The 16,748-nt window shown below is 73.6% G+C and carries 18 protein-coding genes; 8 read left to right on the top strand and 10 right to left on the bottom strand.

Going from position 1 to position 16,748, the window contains the following annotated elements:
- Positions 1-213 precede the first annotated feature (213 nt).
- The 3 genes from ACFRAC_RS06675 to ACFRAC_RS06685 all read left to right on the top strand — a co-directional run bounded on the left by ACFRAC_RS06675 (position 214) and on the right by ACFRAC_RS06685 (position 3,045).
- The gene (locus tag ACFRAC_RS06675; RefSeq protein WP_382921741.1) at positions 214-1,083 is read left to right on the top strand and encodes a universal stress protein; all 870 of its coding nucleotides are present in this window, start codon (positions 214-216) and stop codon (positions 1,081-1,083) included.
- A 184-nt stretch (positions 1,084-1,267) separates the two neighbouring features.
- Positions 1,268-2,152, top strand: a complete 885-nt coding sequence (locus ACFRAC_RS06680) for a glycosyltransferase family 2 protein (protein ID WP_382921744.1) — start codon at positions 1,268-1,270, stop codon at positions 2,150-2,152.
- The gene (locus ACFRAC_RS06685) at positions 2,149-3,045 is read left to right on the top strand and encodes a glycosyltransferase family 2 protein (RefSeq protein WP_382921747.1); all 897 of its coding nucleotides are present in this window, start codon (positions 2,149-2,151) and stop codon (positions 3,043-3,045) included. The genes ACFRAC_RS06680 and ACFRAC_RS06685 overlap by 4 nt, the downstream gene beginning before the upstream one ends.
- Before the next feature lie 110 nt (positions 3,046-3,155).
- On the opposite strand, the gene ACFRAC_RS06690 is transcribed toward ACFRAC_RS06685, so the two are convergent.
- On the bottom strand, positions 3,156-4,067 hold the full coding sequence (locus ACFRAC_RS06690) for a polysaccharide pyruvyl transferase family protein (protein ID WP_382921750.1): 912 nt from the start codon (positions 4,065-4,067) through the stop codon (positions 3,156-3,158).
- A 337-nt stretch (positions 4,068-4,404) separates the two neighbouring features.
- On the opposite strand from ACFRAC_RS06690, the gene ACFRAC_RS06695 reads away from it, so the two are divergent.
- The 4 genes from ACFRAC_RS06695 to ACFRAC_RS06710 all read left to right on the top strand — a co-directional run bounded on the left by ACFRAC_RS06695 (position 4,405) and on the right by ACFRAC_RS06710 (position 6,920).
- Positions 4,405-5,430 (top strand): DNA topoisomerase IB, encoded by a 1,026-nt coding sequence (locus ACFRAC_RS06695; protein ID WP_382921753.1) that lies wholly within the window; start codon positions 4,405-4,407, stop codon positions 5,428-5,430.
- 333 nt (positions 5,431-5,763) lie between these two features.
- Entirely contained in the window at positions 5,764-5,931 is a 168-nt protein-coding gene (locus ACFRAC_RS06700; RefSeq protein WP_382921756.1) for a hypothetical protein, read from the top strand.
- Between the two features lie 28 nt (positions 5,932-5,959).
- The gene (locus ACFRAC_RS06705) at positions 5,960-6,289 is read left to right on the top strand and encodes a hypothetical protein (protein WP_382921759.1); all 330 of its coding nucleotides are present in this window, start codon (positions 5,960-5,962) and stop codon (positions 6,287-6,289) included.
- Positions 6,290-6,377: 88 nt separating this feature from the next.
- On the top strand, positions 6,378-6,920 hold the full coding sequence (locus ACFRAC_RS06710) for a DUF1360 domain-containing protein (protein ID WP_382921761.1): 543 nt from the start codon (positions 6,378-6,380) through the stop codon (positions 6,918-6,920).
- Here the strand turns inward: ACFRAC_RS06710 and ACFRAC_RS06715 are convergent.
- The 9 genes from ACFRAC_RS06715 to ACFRAC_RS06755 all read right to left on the bottom strand — a co-directional run bounded on the left by ACFRAC_RS06715 (position 6,884) and on the right by ACFRAC_RS06755 (position 15,505).
- Positions 6,884-8,122 carry an MSMEG_0565 family glycosyltransferase gene (locus tag ACFRAC_RS06715; RefSeq protein ID WP_382921764.1) on the bottom strand — a complete coding sequence of 413 codons (1,239 nt, stop codon included), beginning with the start codon at positions 8,120-8,122 and terminating at the stop codon, positions 6,884-6,886. The two genes, ACFRAC_RS06710 and ACFRAC_RS06715, sit on opposite strands and share 37 nt — an antisense overlap.
- Positions 8,119-8,955, bottom strand: a complete 837-nt coding sequence (locus tag ACFRAC_RS06720) for a carbon-nitrogen hydrolase family protein (RefSeq protein ID WP_382921766.1) — start codon at positions 8,953-8,955, stop codon at positions 8,119-8,121. Before ACFRAC_RS06720 ends, ACFRAC_RS06715 begins: the two co-directional genes overlap by 4 nt.
- Entirely contained in the window at positions 8,952-9,803 is an 852-nt protein-coding gene (locus ACFRAC_RS06725) for a carbon-nitrogen hydrolase family protein (protein WP_382921769.1), read from the bottom strand. Before ACFRAC_RS06725 ends, ACFRAC_RS06720 begins: the two co-directional genes overlap by 4 nt.
- Complete coding sequence (locus ACFRAC_RS06730; protein WP_382921772.1) at positions 9,800-11,335, bottom strand: MSMEG_0567/sll0787 family protein; 1,536 nt, start codon at positions 11,333-11,335, stop codon at positions 9,800-9,802. The genes ACFRAC_RS06725 and ACFRAC_RS06730 overlap by 4 nt, the downstream gene beginning before the upstream one ends.
- The gene (locus tag ACFRAC_RS06735; RefSeq protein ID WP_382921775.1) at positions 11,305-12,420 is read right to left on the bottom strand and encodes an MSMEG_0568 family radical SAM protein; all 1,116 of its coding nucleotides are present in this window, start codon (positions 12,418-12,420) and stop codon (positions 11,305-11,307) included. Before ACFRAC_RS06735 ends, ACFRAC_RS06730 begins: the two co-directional genes overlap by 31 nt.
- Positions 12,421-12,430: 10 nt before the next feature.
- The gene (locus ACFRAC_RS06740; RefSeq protein WP_382921778.1) at positions 12,431-12,961 is read right to left on the bottom strand and encodes an MSMEG_0572/Sll0783 family nitrogen starvation response protein; all 531 of its coding nucleotides are present in this window, start codon (positions 12,959-12,961) and stop codon (positions 12,431-12,433) included.
- 62 nt (positions 12,962-13,023) lie between these two features.
- Positions 13,024-13,839, bottom strand: a complete 816-nt coding sequence (locus ACFRAC_RS06745) for an amidohydrolase family protein (protein WP_382921781.1) — start codon at positions 13,837-13,839, stop codon at positions 13,024-13,026.
- Between the two features lie 14 nt (positions 13,840-13,853).
- A complete protein-coding gene (locus ACFRAC_RS06750) occupies positions 13,854-15,203 on the bottom strand; it encodes an MSMEG_0569 family flavin-dependent oxidoreductase (protein WP_382921784.1) in 1,350 nt (449 codons plus the stop codon).
- Positions 15,200-15,505: an MSMEG_0570 family nitrogen starvation response protein gene (locus ACFRAC_RS06755; protein ID WP_382921787.1), complete on the bottom strand. Its 306-nt coding sequence runs from the start codon at positions 15,503-15,505 to the stop codon at positions 15,200-15,202. The genes ACFRAC_RS06750 and ACFRAC_RS06755 overlap by 4 nt, the downstream gene beginning before the upstream one ends.
- A 279-nt stretch (positions 15,506-15,784) precedes the next feature.
- Between ACFRAC_RS06755 and ACFRAC_RS06760 the strand changes: the two genes are divergently transcribed.
- Positions 15,785-16,273: a GNAT family N-acetyltransferase gene (locus ACFRAC_RS06760; protein WP_382921790.1), complete on the top strand. Its 489-nt coding sequence runs from the start codon at positions 15,785-15,787 to the stop codon at positions 16,271-16,273.
- The last annotated feature ends 475 nt before the right edge of the window (positions 16,274-16,748 follow it).

Raw genomic sequence — 16,748 nt, forward strand, 5'->3', positions numbered from 1 at the left:
CCCGTGGGCGGCGCCGGCCGGTGTGCGGTACCCCTTCAGCCTCGGCCGGACGGCGGGGGGACGGCAGGCGCTGGACGTCCTCGGGGTGAGGCCGATCGGCCCCATGGCGCAACGCGCCGGCCCGCTCGCCCATGGACACGGGCACCGGATGCCGGGGGCGGCCCGCCCGGTGAAGACTTGACGGAGCGGGGCGACGACGGCGAGGGAGTCATCGTGAGCGGTCAGGTGGTCGTGGGCGTGGACGGGTCGGCGTCGAGTCTGGCCGCCGTGGAGGCAGCCGCGACGGAGGCACGTCTGCGCGGGGCCGCGCTGCGCGTCGTCCACGCGTTCGTCTGGCCGGCCATGCACGTGCCGCTGGGCCCCTCCCCGCTGGGTCCGCAGGACGGCGGGCTGCGCCAGGAGGTGGACCGGCTGGTGGCGGAGGCGGTCGGACGGGCGCGGACGGCCGCCCCGGGGCTCGACGTCGGCGACGCCGTCGTCAGCGGGGAGCCGCTGGCGACCCTGCAGGCCGAGTCGCGGACCGCGGAGCTGGTGGTCGTAGGGTCCCGGGGGATGGGCGGCTTCAGGGGCCTGCTGGTGGGCTCGACGGCCGTGCACCTCGCGGCCCACGGCCGGTGCCCGGTCATGGTCGTCCGCGAGCGGCCCCGGACCGACGGCCCGGTCGTCCTCGGCGTCGACGGCTCGCCCGCCGCCGAGGCGGCGACGGACTTCGCCTTCACCGAGGCCGGCCTGCGCGGTGCGCCGCTCGTCGGGCTGCACGCCTGGACCACGTGGAACGCACCGCTCCCCGACCCGCGGGAGGCGCCGTACGCCGCCGCGCCCGGCGTACTGGCGCAGGACGAGGAGCGGCTGGTATCCGAGGCGTTCGCCGGGCACCGGGAGCGCTTCCCCGACGTGTCGGTCGCCACGAAGGCGGTGCGGGGCCCGACACGGGAGACCCTGATCGAGGCGAGCCGCTCCGCGCGGCTCCTGGTGGTCGGCGCGCGGGGGCGCGGCGGCTTCAGCGGACTCCTGCTCGGCTCGGTCAGCCAGGCCATGATCCATCACGCCCACTGCCCGGTCGCCGTCGTCCGCGGGACGTGACGGCCACCGCGCACCGCCTCCTTCGGCTCGCCCCTTCGCGTGTCCACCGTCGCCCGCCGGGCACTCGGCCGGGGAACGGTGATCCGTGAGGAGGACCTATGCGGTGGTCGTCCCGTCACAGCCCGCTCCGCGGCCGCGCCCGCCCGGCGGTCCGCTCCGCACGCGATCCGAAAGCCGCCGGCCGGTGACCCCCGGGGCCGTCGGCGTCGTCATCGCCACCCGCAACCGCGCGCCCTCGCTGACCCTCACCCTCCGGCACCTCCTGCGCCTGCCCGAGCGGCCACCCGTCGTCGTCGTGGACAACACCTCCACCGACGGCACCCCCGGCCTGCTCGCCCGCGACTTCCCGCAGGTCCGCGTGGTGCGGCTGCCGGCCAACCGCGGAGCCCTCGCCCGTACGACCGGCGTCCGCGCCCTGGACACGCCGTACGTGGCGTTCAGCGACGACGACTCGTGGTGGGCGCCGGGCGCACTGAGCCGGGCCACCGGACTGTTCGACGCGCACCCACGGCTCGGCCTGCTCTCCGCACGGACGCTGGTCGGACCGGCGGCGGAACCCGATCCGCTGAACGACGTGCTGGCCGGGTCACCGCTCGGCCCGGCGACCGACCTCCCCGGCACCCAGGTCCTCGGCTTCCTCGCCTGCGCCAGCGTCGTCCGCCGCAGCGCCTACCTGGACGCCGGCGGCTTCCATCCCGTGCTGTTCTTCGGCGGCGAGGAGACCCTGCTCGCCTACGATCTCGCCGCCCGCGGCTGGGGCGTCACCCACTGCGCCGACGTCGTCGCCCACCACCACCCGGCGCCGTCGCCCCGCACCGGCCGCTCGGTCACCCTCCTGCGCAACGCCCTGCTCACCGCGTGGCTGCGCCGCCCGCTGCCGTACGCGCTCGCCCTCACCCGCGACCTGGCCGGTGAGGCCCGCCACGACGACCACGCCCGCCAGGCCCTGCGCGGCGCCCTCGCCCGCCTGCCCGCCGCACTGCGCGCGCGCAGGCCGCTGCCCCCGCCCGTCGAACGGGCCGCCCGCACCCTGGACACCGCGGCCGACGCCATCGGAGCACCGGTATGACCGACCCCCGCACGACCGTCGTCGTCATCACCCGCGACCGCCGCCCGGAACTGCTGCGCACCCTCGACCGGCTGGCGGAGCTGCCCGAGCGGCCCCGGGTGATCGTCACCGACAACGGCTCCACCGACGGCACCGCCGACGCCGTCACCCGGTACCACCCCGAAGCGCTCCTGCTGCGCCCCGGCCGCAACCTGGGCGCCGTCGGCCGCAACCTCGCCATGCGGCATGTGCGCACGCCGTACGTGGCCTTCTGCGACGACGACTCCTGGTGGGCGCCCGGCTCCCTGACCGGGGCCGCCGACCTGCTCGACCGGCACGCCGGGCTCGGCACCGTCACCGCCCGCATCGTCGTCGAACCCGACGGCACGGAGGACCCGATCGTCGCCGAGCTGCGCGGCTCGCCCCTGACCGGGCCCGCGTGGCTGCCCGGACCGGCCCTCGGCTCCTTCCTCGCCGCCGCGACCGTGCTGCGCGCCGACGCCTTCCGGGCCGCCGGCGGATTCCACCCCCGGCTGTGGCTCGGCGGCGAGGAGGAACTGCTCGCCGCCGACCTCGCCACCGACGGCTGGTGGCTGATCTACGCCGACCACCTGACGATCCATCACCACGCGTCGGTCGTCCGGGACCCCACCCTCCGCCGCGCCCACGGCATCCGCAACACGCTGTGGTTCACGTGGCTCCGCCGCCCGGCGGGGCGCGCCCTGAGCCGCACCCTGCACCTGGCCCGCACGGTCCCCCGGGACAGGGCGTCCCTGCGCGCCTTCACGGAGGCGGCGGCCGCGCTGCCCTGGGTCCTGCGCGAACGACGGGTCCTCCCACCGGACGTGGAGTCCCGGCTACGGCTCCTGGAGACCTCCCAACGCCACTCGACGGCCCGCCGGTACGTGGGCTGAGCCGCACCTCACTGCCCGGCGCCCACCCACCCCCGGCAACTCCCGCGCACCGTCCCGGCCGGCACCCGGAGGAAGCCCCGGGGCGATCTGCCGGGCGGGCGGGCCCCGCCTCACTGCCCGGCGCCCGCCCCCAGCACCCTCAGCAACTCCCGCGCCCCGTCCCGGCCCGTCCCCCCGCGGAACCCCTCCGCGATCTCCCGGGCGATCCCGCGGCCGGAGGTCGTGCACCACGTCCACCAGTGGTCCAGCACGGACGCGTCGAGGTGTTCCGCGGACACCAGTGCGGGCCAGCCGCAGGCACGGGCCTGCGCGGTCACCTTGGCGCCGCCCTTCACCGGGTCGACGGCGAGTGCCGGAACCCCTGCCCGCAGCGCGAGCACCATGCCGTGCAGCCGGTCGGTCACCACCAGGTCGAGCCGTGAGAGCACCGCCTCCAGCTGGGCGGGTGTCGCGCACAGCCGCCAGTCGTGCACGTCCAGCCGGGTCTCCAGCTCCAGACGCGCGCAGTCCCGGCCGACCAGCCACCGGGTCACCTCCTCGGCGACCCGCGCATGCCGCCGGCGTGCCCCGTACTCCCGCTGTCCGCGGGTGAGGACGACCCCGACGACCGGCCGGGCGGGAAGGGCGGGTGCGCCCGCCGACAGGTCCGGCCTCGGTTCCGTACGGGGAGCGTCCCGCGCCACCACCCGGTGGAACCCGGTGACGGCCGGGCTCGCGGCGTCGACGACGGACGTGCCCACGGCGATCCGCACACAGTGCGCGAAGCGCCCGTGCAGTTCCTCCAGCTGCGGGCCGTGCAGGGGACCGCACACGAACACCAGATGCGAGTAGTCCTCGGGGCGGACCTCGGCCAGGGACGGCCCCCCCGGGCGGAAGCCGGGGCTCCAGGCGATCTCGTGATCGAGCCCCGCGCCCCGCAGCGCCTCCTGCACCCGCTCCAGGGCCAGCACGTCCCCGGCGGTCGCCTCCCCGTGCAGGAAGGAGAACCATCCCGTCAGCAGGATCCGTGGCCGTTCCGTCACGGCGCCCGGGTGCCCTCGCCGGCGCACGGACAATCACCGTCCCCGAAGGCATGGGCCGCCCGCGCCGCTCGCGGTCCTCGGGGAGCCCGTGTCTCGTCGGCGGTCCGAACTGCCGGCCGTCGCCTCCCCGGCCGTCCGCGCCATCCGTCCGCGGCAGCACGGCTCACCCGAGTCCAAGTCCGCCGGCCCGCCCGGCTCCGCCACCGCGGCCGAGGACCGAGCGCACACTCCTGGAGCGGGCACGCCGGGCGTGCGCGGGGCGCGGAGGGGTACCCCGACACCACACAGCTGCCTTCCGCCCGCCCTGCGACGCGGCGGACCCGTTCCGGAGGTGGGGATGCGTCTCTTCCACAGCCGTCCCACCGACCCCGGGTACCGCCGCCTGCGCCACGGACGAGGCTTCCGCTACCTGGACACCCGGGGGGCGCCGCTGCGCGACCGCGCGGAGCTCAAGCGGATCCGGGCCCTGGTCGTCCCGCCCGCCTGGCGCGACGTGTGGATCTGCACCAAGGCCAACGGGCATCTGCAGGCCGTCGGCACGGACGAGGCCGGCCGCCGCCAGTACCTGTACCACCAGCGGTTCCGTGCCGAACAGGAGCAGGCCAAGCACGAGCACGTGCTCGACGTCGCCGAGGCCCTGCCCGCCGTGCGCGAGGCCGTCGAGGGACACCTGGGCGACCGGGGACTGACCCGGCAGCGGGTCCTGGCCACGGCCGTACGCCTGCTCGACCTCGGCTTCTTCCGCGTGGGCAGCGACCGCTACACCGAGGCGAACAAAAGCTACGGCCTCACCACGCTGCTGCGCGAGCACTCCCGCTGCCAGACGGGCGCGGTGCTGTTCAGCTACACGGGCAAACACGGCAAGGAGATCGTCCGGACGGTCGTGGACCCCGCCGCCTGCCGCTCCCTCACCGCGATGCTGCGGCGCCGGGGCGGCGACGACCGGCTCCTGGCCTACTGGGAACGGGGCTCCTGGCACCCCGTGACCGGCGACGACGTCAACACCTACCTCAAGGAACTCGCGGGGTGCGAGATCAGTGCCAAGGACTTCCGTACCTGGCACGCCACCGTCATGGCCGCCGTCGCCCTGGCCGTCTCCCAACCCGTCGCCCGCAGCGAGCCCGCCCGGCGCCGCGCCATCGCCCGCGCCGCGCGCGAGGTCGCCGGCTACCTCGGCAACACACCGGCGGTCTGCCGCGCCTCCTACATCAACCCTCGGGTGATCGAGCTCTACGAGGAGGGCGTCACGGTCGCCGCCGCCCTGCCCGACCTGGGCGACGAGGCCACCCCCGGCACTCCCGCCACCCACGGCCCGGCCGAACGAGCGGTCCTGCGCATGCTGCGGAACGCATCCATCGGGTGACACACGGCCAAGGCTGCCCGCCGGGGGCGGTGAGCCGTGGCCGAGGAGGAGCCGATCGGGCTGAGACCGGCCACGGCGGTCTCCCTCTCCGGGGTGGGCAGTGACCGACGGACACCCCGTGCGACCACGGGCCGTCGGCGGGTCCGGGTGCTCCGTCCTCATGGCGGCAGCGTGCCGTCGCGGGGCGGAACGAAACCGCCCGGTCCCGGTGGGAGCAGGTGTTTAGCAGGCATCGCTGAGGTTAGTCGGTCTGTCCCGCCGCCCGTCCGGGCTGCCCGCCGACCAGGCAGCCGCAGGACGTGCCGGCCCGACGCGATGCGACAAGGGGTCGTGATGACCACTCCCGAAGAGAACCGTCCGAAGACCGACACGACCGACGAGGTCCTCACGAAGAAGAACGCCTCGGGAACCGGCACCCCGGGTGCCGGGGCCACCGGACGCACGGTCAGGGAAGCCCTCGAAGAGGCGGGCGTGAGCCCCGAGGACTTCGAGGAGAAGTGACCCGCCGGCCCATGGACAGGGAACGGCCATGACGCGGAACCACGAGAACGACGACTCCGGCCGGGCCGCACGGAAGGCCCTCGCGGAGGAGGAGGAACGCGCGCGGTCCCAGCCGTTCGGCCACCCGTACCCGTACCCGGAGCGCCGCGTGAACGTCCGCGCCACCCGCCGCATCTCGCGGGAGGAGGCCGACGCCGACCTCACGCCCGACGTCCCCGGCGGACACGGCAGCACCGGGGGTGGTCGGCCCGGCGGCAGCCCCGGGCTCACCCCGGACCGCGACGGCACGCTCGACCCGTCCGAGCGCGCGAACACGACCGACGCCGGAGACGTCACCGACGACACGGGCCGGGACTGAGGCGCACGGGCACGACTCCGACCCGTCGCCGCACGGCGGGGGAGACAACTCCCCAGGACCCCACGAACGAGGCATGGAGAGGGAGCCCATGGACACGGCAGCTGACAGTCGCCTGACAGGACGTCTGCACGGAATGCTGCGGCGTACCCGCACCGAGTACGCGGCGGGGCACGACCGCCCGCTGGGCGGCTACCTCGCGGCCATGGCCGGGTTCGCCGGCTACACGGCGGCCTGGGCCACCGCCGTACGGCTGCGCGGCCGGCCGCTGCCGGACCGTCCCGAGCCGTGGGACGTGGCCCTGACCGCGATCGCCACGTTCCGGCTCAGCCGCCTGCTGACCAAGGGCTCGGTCACCAGCCCGCTGCGCGCCCCCTTCACCCGGTACGTCGCCCCGCAGGGCCCCGCCGAACTGCATGAGGAGGCCCAGCCCGAGGGCGGCCGGCACACCGCCGGCGAACTGGCGACCTGCCCGTTCTGCATGAGCGTCTGGGTGGCCTCCACCCTCACGGCCGGCCAGCTGCTGTGGCCGCGCGCGACCCGCACCGCCATGGGCGCCCTCGCCGCCCTCGCCGGGGCGGACGCGCTGCAACTGGCCTACGGTTCGCTGATCGGCAGGACGACCGGCGACTGACCGGACCCGCCCGGCTTCCACCACGCCGACCCGCTCTCCGAGGAGTGGGAGACCACTTCAAGGGCCAACCCGTCCTTCCACCGAGTCCTGGAGCGGCCGACGCCGAAGGCGCCACTGTCCGCGGAGAGGGCCAGCGTGCGGTAGAAGTCCAGGTGGCGCCGGGCCGCGGCGTCCCAGGTGTGGCCGGCGGCCAGCTCCCGGCCCCTTGCGCGGCGTACGGGGTCGCCGTTCGCGAGCGCCGCGCCGAGTTCGTCGGCCAGGTCCCGGGGCGTGGCGGCGAAGCGGGCCGCAGGGCCGAAGACCTCGCGCAGGACGGGCAGGTCGCGGACGACCAGGGGGACCCCGGCGGCGAGGGCCTCCATCGCGGCCAGGCCGAACCCTTCCTTGACGGACGGGAACGCGAAGGCGTCCGCGGCGGCGACGAGCGGCGGGAGATCCTCCTCGGGGACCTGGCCCAGGACGACCGGCTCGACGGCGAGTTCGGCCGCGCGGTCCTCCCAGCGGGCGCGGTAGTCCCGGTAGTCGAAGAGGGTCTCGCCACCCGCGACCACCAGCTGCACGTCCGGGTGGTCGGCACGCAGGAGCGCGTACGCCTCCAGGAGGTCAAGGGAACCCTTGCGGGGTTCGATGCCGCCGACGGTGAGGACGTACCGGCCGAGGCGGGTCCGCCAGGCAGTGCGGGCCGCCGGGTCGGTGACGGCGAAGCGGTCGTACGCCACGCCGTTGGGTATGACCTCCGCCTTCAGGCCCCAGCCCTGCGCGAGTTCACCGGCGACCGAGCGTGAGACGCAGATGTGGGCGTACGGCTCGACGATGGCCCGCTCGTGGCAGGAGGCCAGCTCGGGCGTGGTGAAGTGGTCGAGGTGGTGGACGGTGCGGACGCAGCGGCCGGCCGCGTTGGCGCTGATGCAGTCCTGTGCGTGGACGACGTCGTACGGGGCGGGATCGAAGGCGTCGCGGAGGGTGGCGATGGAGCGCAGGATGCGTTCCCCGACGGTCTCCGCCGCCGGTCCGTCGGGGAAGGGCACGATCCGTACGCGCACACCCGGGTCGACCGCGCGGAAGAAGCCGCCGTCGCCGCCCCGACCCAGCGACCAGACCGTGACGTCCTGCCCGGCGGCGGCGAGCGCCTCGGCGAGGGCGAGGGTGTGGACGACGCCACCACGGGGCTTGGTGGAGTAGCTCAGCAGGGCGATCTTCACGAGGGGTTCTCCCGGTAGGCCGCCGGGCGGCGCTCGTCGAGGTGGCGCAGGACGCGGCGCGCGCGGTCGATCTCCTCGGACACGTCCACTTCCGCGACGGCGAGGCCGGCCTTGGCCCAGGTGCGGGCGAGGATGTCGCCGCCGGGGCCGACGACCTTGGACTGTCCGAGGAAGCGCATGCCGCCCATGGCGCCGGTCTGGTTGGAGGAGGCGAGGACGACCTGGTTCTCGGCGGCGCGTGCCTGGTCGTACAGGTCGAACAGCTTGGCCTGGCGGTCCTGGGCCATGCGCGGGGCGCGGTTGGTGATGCTGGTGGGCCAGGCCGAGAGGCACGCGAGGATCTCGGCGCCGTCCAGGACGAGGGAGCGGGCGGACTCGGGGAAGGTCTTGTCGTAGTCGATGAGCATGCCGAGGCGGCCGACGGGGGTGTCGAAGGCGTCGAAACGGTCGCCGGGTGTGTAGGCGGCGGTTTCCCCGGCGGGGAGGTGGACCTTGCGGTGGCGGCCGAGGATTCCGTCGCCGCTGACGCAGACGGCCGCGTTGTAGTGTTCGTCGCCGCCGTCCTCGCAGTAGCCGACGCAGATCACCATCTCGGCGGCCAGGCGGGCGACGTGGAGGATCAGCGGGTCGTCGGGCTTGAGGGCCGGGGGAAGCGCCTCCGGGTCGGGGTGGCGCAGATCGGCGAGATAGCCGCCCAGGGCGGCGTCGGGGAGCACGAGCAGCCCGGCGCCCGACCTGCGGGCGTCGTCGATGAGTTTGGCGATGCGGGCCAGGTCGAACTCCAGGTCCCGGCCGAAGTGGGCGGCGGCGGCCGCGATCCGGATCGTGCTCATGCGCTGACCGCTCCCGCGTATGTGTAGGTTTCCGGGCGCCGGTCGCGCAGGTGACCCATGGCGCGGCGGGCGGTCTCCAGGGCCTGGGCGACGTCGAGTTCGGCGACCGCCAGGCCCGCGCCGACACCGGTGTCCGCCAGTACGTCACCGCCGGGGTCGACGACCTTGGCGCTGCCGACGAAGCGCAGCGACCCGAACGTGCCCGCCTGGTTGGCGGAGACCCACACGATCTGGTTCTCCAGCGCGCGGGCCCGGTCGAACAGGTCGAAGCGCCGCTTCCAGCGGTCGCCCGCGAGATCGGTGGTGGCGTTGGTCCGCGCGCCCGGCCAGGCCGAGACGACGACGCCGATCTCGGCACCGTCCAGCGCGAGGGCGCGCGCCGACTCCGGGAACGCCTTGTCGTAGCAGATCATCATGCCGATCCGGCCGACGGGCGTGTCGAAGGCGTGGAAGCGGTCGCCGGAGGCGTAGCTGGCGTCCTCGGCGAGCGGCTGGTGCACCTTTCGGTGGTTGCCGAGAACGCCGTCACCGTCCACGCACACGACGCTGTTGTAGCGCCGTCCGTCCGTGCCGGCCTCGCAGTAACCGGCGACGACGGTCATCTCGCCCGCCAGCGCGGCCAGCCGGCGGATCTCGGGGCCGTCGAGAGCGAGCGCGGGCGGGCCCTCGTCCAGCGCGGTGTCGTCGTCGAGGCTGAGCAGATAGCCGCCGAGAGAGGCTTCGGGCAGGGCGAGCAGGCGTACGCCGTCGGCCCGGGCCTCCTTGATCAGCCGCTCGGCGATGGCGAAGTCCTCTTCGAGGTCGCGGCCGAACTCGGCGGCGGCGGCCGCCATGCGAAGGGTGCTCATGCGGTCCCCATCCCGGTCACCGTGGAGGTGACCGCGTCTGTGATCTCTCCGTCGGGCCAGCGCAGCCCCACGCCTTGTCCTTCTGCCAGCTCCCCGCACACGGCCCCCGTGGCGGGCCCGGCGGGCAGCGGTGCGCCGCCCGGCTCGTCGGCCGTCAGCATCGCGAAGCCGGGGAAGCAGGTGAGCCAGTCACCCATGGGCACGGACCCCGGGCGCGGTACGGAGGCCACGTCGAGGACGGCGCGGCAGCCGCTCGCCTCCGCGAGCATGCCGAGAGTGCCGGCGATGCCCGCCATGGACACGTCCTTCGCGGCGGCGGGCCGGGCGGCCGCCACCGCGCCGGTCATGGCGCGCAGTTCGTCCGTGCGGCGGTGGGTGGTCGAGTCCCACTGGCGGCCCCGGTAGCCGGTGCGCCAGCCGCCGCCGAGGTCGGCGGTGAGCCGCACCGCGTGTCCGGGCCGTCCGCCGCCACCCGGCACCGGGTGGTCCGTCCGGCCCAGCGCGGTGACGGACAGCGCCGCGGGTACACCGAGTTGCGTGTGCCCGCCCAGGACCGGCACACCGTACGCCTGCGCCGCCCGGCCGAGCCCGTCGAGGACCCGCGCGGCGTGCGCGGCGTCCTTGGCGGCCACGGCGTCGAGCAGGCCGATCGGCGAAGCGCCCATCGCGGCGAGGTCGTTGATGTTGACGAGGACCGAGCACCAGCCCGCCCAGCCCGGGTCCCGTTCGACCATGGACGGCACGATCGCGTCGCACGCGGCGATCACATCGGTGCCCGGGACGGGGGCGCCGTCGTCGCCGACGAACCCGGGCCCGCCGAGGACGGCCCGCGCGTCTGCGCGCGGGGCCCCGCCGGCCGGGACCTGACCGCGGGCGTGGGTCGCCGGTCCGTGGAGGGCCGCGAGGAGCGGCCCGAGCGCGGACTTGGCGGCCGCCGCCTGTGCCGCGATCCGGCCGATCGGCCAGCGCATCAGCGTGTGCGGCGCGCCCGCGACCTCGATCTCGCGTACGGAGCACCAGCCGAGCCGCTTGAAGAGGACTTCCTTGCGGGCCTGGACCGTCGCGTCGAAACGCAGGACTCCTTCGGCCTCCGCGCGGGCGCAGGCCGCCCGGACCAGTGCCGCGCCGATGCCGTGCGGGCCGCGGGCCCGGCGGGCCACGACGAGGCGTCCGCCCTGCCACCAGCCGATGTCGGGACCGTCGTCCACCGGCCCGAGGCGTACGCCGCCCACCACGGTGCCGTCCTCGTCCCTGGCGACCAGGACGAGGGTGCGGGGGTCGGTGTCCCGGTCGTCCAGGTCATGGCCGGTGAAGAGCCCCTGGTCGTGGACGAAGGCATCTCGGCGCAGGCGCCGATAGTCGGCCAACTCGCTTGCGAAGCAAGCCTGTTCGATGCGGACGGAGGGCTGTCGCGCCAGGGTGCTGCGGTCTCCGAGCAGCGCCAGGACGTCGACCGGACGCTCGGCCGCCGGCGGTGCGGTGGACCCGTCGAGATACACCGTCACCCGCCTGCCGTCCCGAGCACGCTGCACGCCCCGCAGGCCGCGCAGCCGGCCTTCTGGTCGGCGCCGCTCATCCCGGCCGCGCGCAGTTCCGCGGCGACGCCTTCGGTGACGTACCGCAGCAGTTCCGCGCTCGGGGCCCCGACCCCGTCGCGGGCGGCGAGCGTGCCACGCATCGGCCGGAACGGAACGACGAACGGGTAGACCCCCCTGCCGATCAACCTCCCTGCTCCCGCGATGAGCTCATCCGGATCCTCGCCGAGACCGACGAGCAGGTAGGTGGAGACCCGGTTCGGCCCGAAGACCCGCACCGCCTCGTCCCACGCTGCCTCGTACTCGGCCATCGGGACGGTCGACTTGCCGGGCATCCAGCGCCGCCGCACCTCGTCGTCGAGGGACTCGACATGGATGCCGATGGCGGTGGCACCGGCGTCGTGCAGTTCACGGATCCACGTGAGGTCCCCGGGCGGCTCGCACTGGACCTGAACGGGCAGTCCGGGAACCGCTTCGAGGACGGCGCGCACCGAACGGACGAGATTGCGGGCACCCCGGTCCGGGCCGGTGGTCGTGCCCGTGGTCATCACCATCTGCCGCACGCCGTCCAGCCGGACCGCCGCCTCGGCGACTTCGGCCAGTTGCGCCGGGGTCTTGGCGGCGACGGTGGCGCCCGAGCGCAGGGACTCCTCGATGGTGCAGAAGCGGCAGCGATCGGCCTCGGCGTAGCGGATGCACGTCTGGACGACGGTGGTGGCCAGGACGTCGGAGCCGTGCAGCCGGGCGATCTGCTCGTACCGGGTGCCGTCGGCCGTTGTCAGGTCGTAGAACCTGGGCCGCCGTACGGGGGTGAGGGAGAGCCCGGTGTCGGTGAGGGCTCCGGTCTCGTCGCCGAGCCAGACCCTGCCGTCGCGGACCGTGTAGGGACTGTCGGGGTTGCGGGGAAGCGCGGCGTTGGCACCGTCGACGAGGACGTGTCCGTCGTCGCTGGGGCCCGCGCCGTCCGGCCGTTCGACCTCGACGTCCTGACGGATCCCGCGCAGGGCGAGTTCGGTGCGGGTCATGATCCGCACGTCCACCGCCGTACGCCCTGTCACTGTCGGCTCGGTGCCAACGCTCACGGCGTGCCCCTTACAGCTGGTAGGTGGAGTTGATGATGGCGCCCTTGCGCGCGTAGTGGATCAGCGCGTCCTGGACGTCGAGGGGGTGGGTGGGGATGACGCCCTCGATGAGGTCCTCCTCGCGGGCGCCGTGCAGGGACAGTCCGAAGCGGCAGCAGTAGACCTTGCCGCCCTCGGCGATGAACGTCTTGAGCTGGTTGTTGATGTTGTGCTCGCCGGGGAAGGCGGAGTTGCCGACGGTCGGGAAGCCGCGGGTGGCAAGGCAGTTGAGGGAGCCGGGGCCGTAGAAGTAGATGCCGGCCTCGAAGCCCTTGCGCAGCGCGCGCGTGGCCTGCAGGACGGCCACGAAGGACACGGACGACTCGTGCGCGATGCCGTGGACCAGGGTGAAGTAGCTCTCGCCGTTCTCGGCCTGGTAGTCGGGGAAGACCTTGGTGGAGCCGTAGATGCTGGAACCCTCGGGCAGGGAGGGGTGCGGGATCTCGTTCAGGGACTTCTGCTCGACGTCGGTGAGTTCTGCGGCGGAGGCGGTTTCGGACATGGCTGTCTCCTAGCTCGGTACGTGCTCGGTACCTGGTTGGTACGGAAATGGGGTGGGGCCGGTCAGTCGTAGAGCGCGGCGAAGGTGTCCCTGAAGACGAGGTCGCCGAGTTCGCCGCCGCCGGTCGCTTCGGCGAGGCGGGCGTACTCGCCCGTGAAGTCGCCCCACGGCTGGTCGCTGGCGAAGAGCACCCGGTCGTGGCCGATACCGCGGCGCTCGATCTCCTGGGCCAGCCAGCGCGGTGTGAAGCCGATGGCCCAGGAGAGGTCGGTGTAGACGCGCTTGCCGGACTCGATCCAGTCGAAGAAGCGCGAGCCGACGAGCTTGATGTGACCGCTCATCCCGCCACCGAAGTGCACGAGGTGGACGGGGACTTGGTCGGCGTACCAGTCGACGAGGTGGCCGACCTCGTCGATGTCGGACGCGGCGCCCGGGGAGGTGTGGACATGGACGACCAGGCCGTGCTCCTGTGCCGTCCTGAAAATTCGGTCCAGTTGCGGGCGGCAGGCCGGGTCCGTGGGGCGGCCGCCGAGCAGGAAGCTGAGCTTCAGGGCTCGTACGCCGTCCTCTCCCGCCAGGGCGAGGGCCTGCTCGGTGCGTTCGGTGTCCTCGGGGCGCGGGGACACCCACAGGCCGGCCCGGATGCGGTCGTCGCTCTGGGCCGCCTCGATCGCCAGCTCGTTGAAGGAGAAGGCGATGGCGGGGTCGGGGACGCCGTAGTTGGGGATGACCAGGGCGCGTTCGGTGCCCTCGGCATCGAGGTCGGCGACGAGCTGCTTGACGGTCGCGCGGGCGGTGGTGTCCGGGTTGACGGGAGGTCCGCCGTAGAACGGGTAGGCGGGCAGGACGCCGATGTGGCGGTGTGCGTCGTAGACCATGACTGTGGTTCCTGTCAGCCCAGGGGAACGGCGGAGGCGACGGCGGCCGGCACTCCGGTGAGGGCGCCGCACACGTCGGTGAGGCGGCGGCTGGTGTCGATGTGGCCGGCGAGGAACTCGGCGTCCCGGCCCACCGCTTCGAAGCGGCCGGAGCCCCACGAGTACTGCCAGGGCAGACCCAGGAAATACAGCCCGGGCGTGCTCGTCGCGCCGCGCCAGTGCATGGGGTAGCCGCGGCCGTCGAAGACGGGTACCTCGATCCACCGGTGATCGCGGGTGAAGCCCGTGGCCCAGACGACGGAGGTGATCCCCGCCTCGGCCAGATCGAGCTCGGCCACGTGCCCGGCGGGCTCCCACACCGGTACGTACCGTGCCTCCTCGGGAGCGTGGAGCCCGTGCGCGGAGATGTGGGCGTCGATGGCGTCCTTGATGCCCTCGGCCACCGCGTCCGCCCGGTCCAGGTTGACCTTCAGGTCGTCCGCGAACTCCAGCGCCGCACCGTCGATCCCGGTCAGCCGCCCGTACAGGCGCATGCCGTCCCGGGCGAACGCCCGCAGATCGATGTCGCGGCCGCCGTCGCGCCCGGTGACGTAGTGGTTGACCCGCATCCGGACGGCACCGGCGTCGTCGAACTCGTCGATGTTCTTCGCGTAGTGCCCCATGTCGTCGAGCCAGGCCACACAGTCCCGGCCGCGGTAGAAGCGGGCGACGCGGGGCGCGCTGCCGACGGCCAGGTGGACCTGCCGCCCGGCCAGGTGCAGGTCTTCGGCGATCTGGCAACCGGACTGACCGGTACCGACCACCAGGACGCCGCCCTCGGGAAGCCGGTCCGCGTTGCGGTAACGGGAGGAGTGGATCTGCTCGACGTGGGAGGGCAGCCGCTCGGCCAGCCGCGGGATGGACGGGCCGTGGTACGGACCGGTGGCCACCACCACCTGTTCGGCGGTGAACTCGCCTTCCGTGGTGACCACTTCGAAGAGGCCGTCGGCGGCGCGCCGCAGCCCGGTCACGGATACGCCCTCCACCAGCGGCGGCCCGAAGAAGGCCACGTAGTCCTGGAGATACCGAATGATCTCGTCCCGGACCATGAACCCGTCCGGATCGTCGCCCTGGTAGGGGAAGCCCGGCAGTCTGCACTGCCAGTTCGGCGTCACCAGGCAGAAGGAGTCCCAGCGGCGCTCGCGCCACTCGTGGCCGACCCGGTTCGCCTCGATCACGATGTGGTCGATGCCTCGTCGACGCAGGTGGTAGCTGACCGACAGACCGGCCTGTCCGCCGCCGATCACGGCCACCGGGATGGGGGTGGCTCCTATGCCCGTCAGGCTGTGGGGGAGGGCTCCGGCCGGCCTTGGCGTGGGGTTCATCGCGTGCTCCCGTCTGCGTCGACCAGGGACTCGACGGTGACCTTGGCCCCGTCGGCGACCGCGTAGAGGGCGGCGGTCCGCTCGATCTGCGCGAGCTGGTCGGAGGCGCCGGTGCAGGAGAAGCCGAACTTCTCCTTCACCCGCTCACCGGCGATACCGAGCGCCGTGCGGCTGCGCTCCACGAAGTCGGTGAGCTCGTACGCGCGGCCGGCCACGAAGTAGTCCTCGACCACCGTGGAGGGGGAGTAGCAGCGCTGGGTCACGCCATCGGGCCAGCGCACATGGAAATACATCTCAGGCATGAAGTCCTCCATGCGAGGCGCCGAGGTCTTGACACCTCGCCGCTGCTTGTGAGGACAACTTCAGCCAGGAGCGATTACCGCACCGAGGCATCCGGAATAAGGCGGCGTTACATGCTCCTCACTTCAAGTGAGTGAACATGTACGAGCAGTTGCCTCAGAGGCAAATCCGCCCCCGAAAGGGCATCCCGAGAACGCTCCGCCCTGGCCCGCGCGAGCGGTCGAGGACGTCGACACTCCAGCCGCCGCACGAAGGCAGTCCCGGTGCGAAATACTTACCCCATGAGTTCCCGCACTTCCCCGATCAGCCGGCCGGTCACGATACGGCGGGCGGTCGCACGGGATGCCAAACGGCTCACACGGCTCGTACGTGGCTCAGGCGCCTATGCGGGTCAGTACGCGGCCGCCGTCGCGGGCTACCGGGTCGGTCCTGATTACATCGAGGCCCACCGCGTCTTTGTGGCCGTCGGCGCCGACGGCCACGGAGGCCGGGTCCTCGGGTTCTACTCGCTCGTCCTTGCTCCACCGGAGCTCGACCTGCTGTTCGTCGCCGACGAAGTGCAGGGACGGGGTATCGGACGGCTGCTTGTGGCGCACATGCAGTCCGAGGCCCGTGCTGCCGGGATCGACCGCCTCAAGGTCGTGTCGCACCTTCCCGCCGAGGACTTCTACCACCGCGTCGGTGCCGTGCGGACCGGGACCGCGCTCGCGAACCCGCCCGCCGTGCCGTGGGACCGTCCCGAATTCGAGTTCCGCATTCCGTCGGAATGACGCGGTGTCCCGGTTCGCGGGGCACCGGCTTCGCCTGCCCGGAGGAGGGCTCGCGGGAGCCGCTGGGCGCCGCGCGCTCCGCGCGTGCCGTCTCCTCCGCCTTGGCGCCGTGACCACCTGCGTCGGCGGTCCGCCCCCAGCGTGACCGCCTCATGACTCGCCTCGATACGCAGGCCGGCGAGCACCGGTAGGCCGGGCTCGCGTGCGGACGCGGTCAGGAGCTGATCGACCGCGTCCGCCGGCACGGGGAACCCTTCGGCGCCGTGATCGGAAGACCCGGCACGTTCCCGAGCGCGGACCTGATGACAGCGGCCTTCTGCCCCGTACCCAGCGGTGATCGGTATCAGCGGCGCGAGGTCGTGCCGTGTGGCCGTATGTTAGTCTGACGCGTTTGCGTGGTCGTCGCGGTGGGCGATTCCTTCTGTTCCGTTCGACGTGTGCGTGGGCTGTCCAAACCTGCCGGGCCTTCCTCGGT

This window comes from Streptomyces sp. NPDC056628 (assembly GCF_042792555.1).
Lineage (GTDB): Bacteria > Actinomycetota > Actinomycetes > Streptomycetales > Streptomycetaceae > Streptomyces.

What these genes read in the sequence shown, in the direction of transcription:
- ACFRAC_RS06745 (WP_382921781.1), bottom strand. Translation starts at nt 13,839, where the DNA reads ATGGTCTACGACGCACACCGCCACATCGGCGTCCTGCCCGCCTACCCG.
- ACFRAC_RS06725 (WP_382921769.1), bottom strand. Translation starts at nt 9,803, where the DNA reads ATGAGCACCCTTCGCATGGCGGCCGCCGCCGCCGAGTTCGGCCGCGAC.
- ACFRAC_RS06695 (WP_382921753.1), top strand. Translation starts at nt 4,405, where the DNA reads ATGCGTCTCTTCCACAGCCGTCCCACCGACCCCGGGTACCGCCGCCTG.
- ACFRAC_RS06710 (WP_382921761.1), top strand. Translation starts at nt 6,378, where the DNA reads ATGGACACGGCAGCTGACAGTCGCCTGACAGGACGTCTGCACGGAATG.
- ACFRAC_RS06740 (WP_382921778.1), bottom strand. Translation starts at nt 12,961, where the DNA reads ATGTCCGAAACCGCCTCCGCCGCAGAACTCACCGACGTCGAGCAGAAG.
- ACFRAC_RS06705 (WP_382921759.1), top strand. Translation starts at nt 5,960, where the DNA reads ATGACGCGGAACCACGAGAACGACGACTCCGGCCGGGCCGCACGGAAG.
- ACFRAC_RS06700 (WP_382921756.1), top strand. Translation starts at nt 5,764, where the DNA reads ATGACCACTCCCGAAGAGAACCGTCCGAAGACCGACACGACCGACGAG.
- ACFRAC_RS06750 (WP_382921784.1), bottom strand. Translation starts at nt 15,203, where the DNA reads ATGAACCCCACGCCAAGGCCGGCCGGAGCCCTCCCCCACAGCCTGACG.
- ACFRAC_RS06760 (WP_382921790.1), top strand. Translation starts at nt 15,785, where the DNA reads ATGAGTTCCCGCACTTCCCCGATCAGCCGGCCGGTCACGATACGGCGG.
- ACFRAC_RS06720 (WP_382921766.1), bottom strand. Translation starts at nt 8,955, where the DNA reads ATGAGCACGATCCGGATCGCGGCCGCCGCCGCCCACTTCGGCCGGGAC.
- ACFRAC_RS06685 (WP_382921747.1), top strand. Translation starts at nt 2,149, where the DNA reads ATGACCGACCCCCGCACGACCGTCGTCGTCATCACCCGCGACCGCCGC.
- ACFRAC_RS06755 (WP_382921787.1), bottom strand. Translation starts at nt 15,505, where the DNA reads ATGCCTGAGATGTATTTCCATGTGCGCTGGCCCGATGGCGTGACCCAG.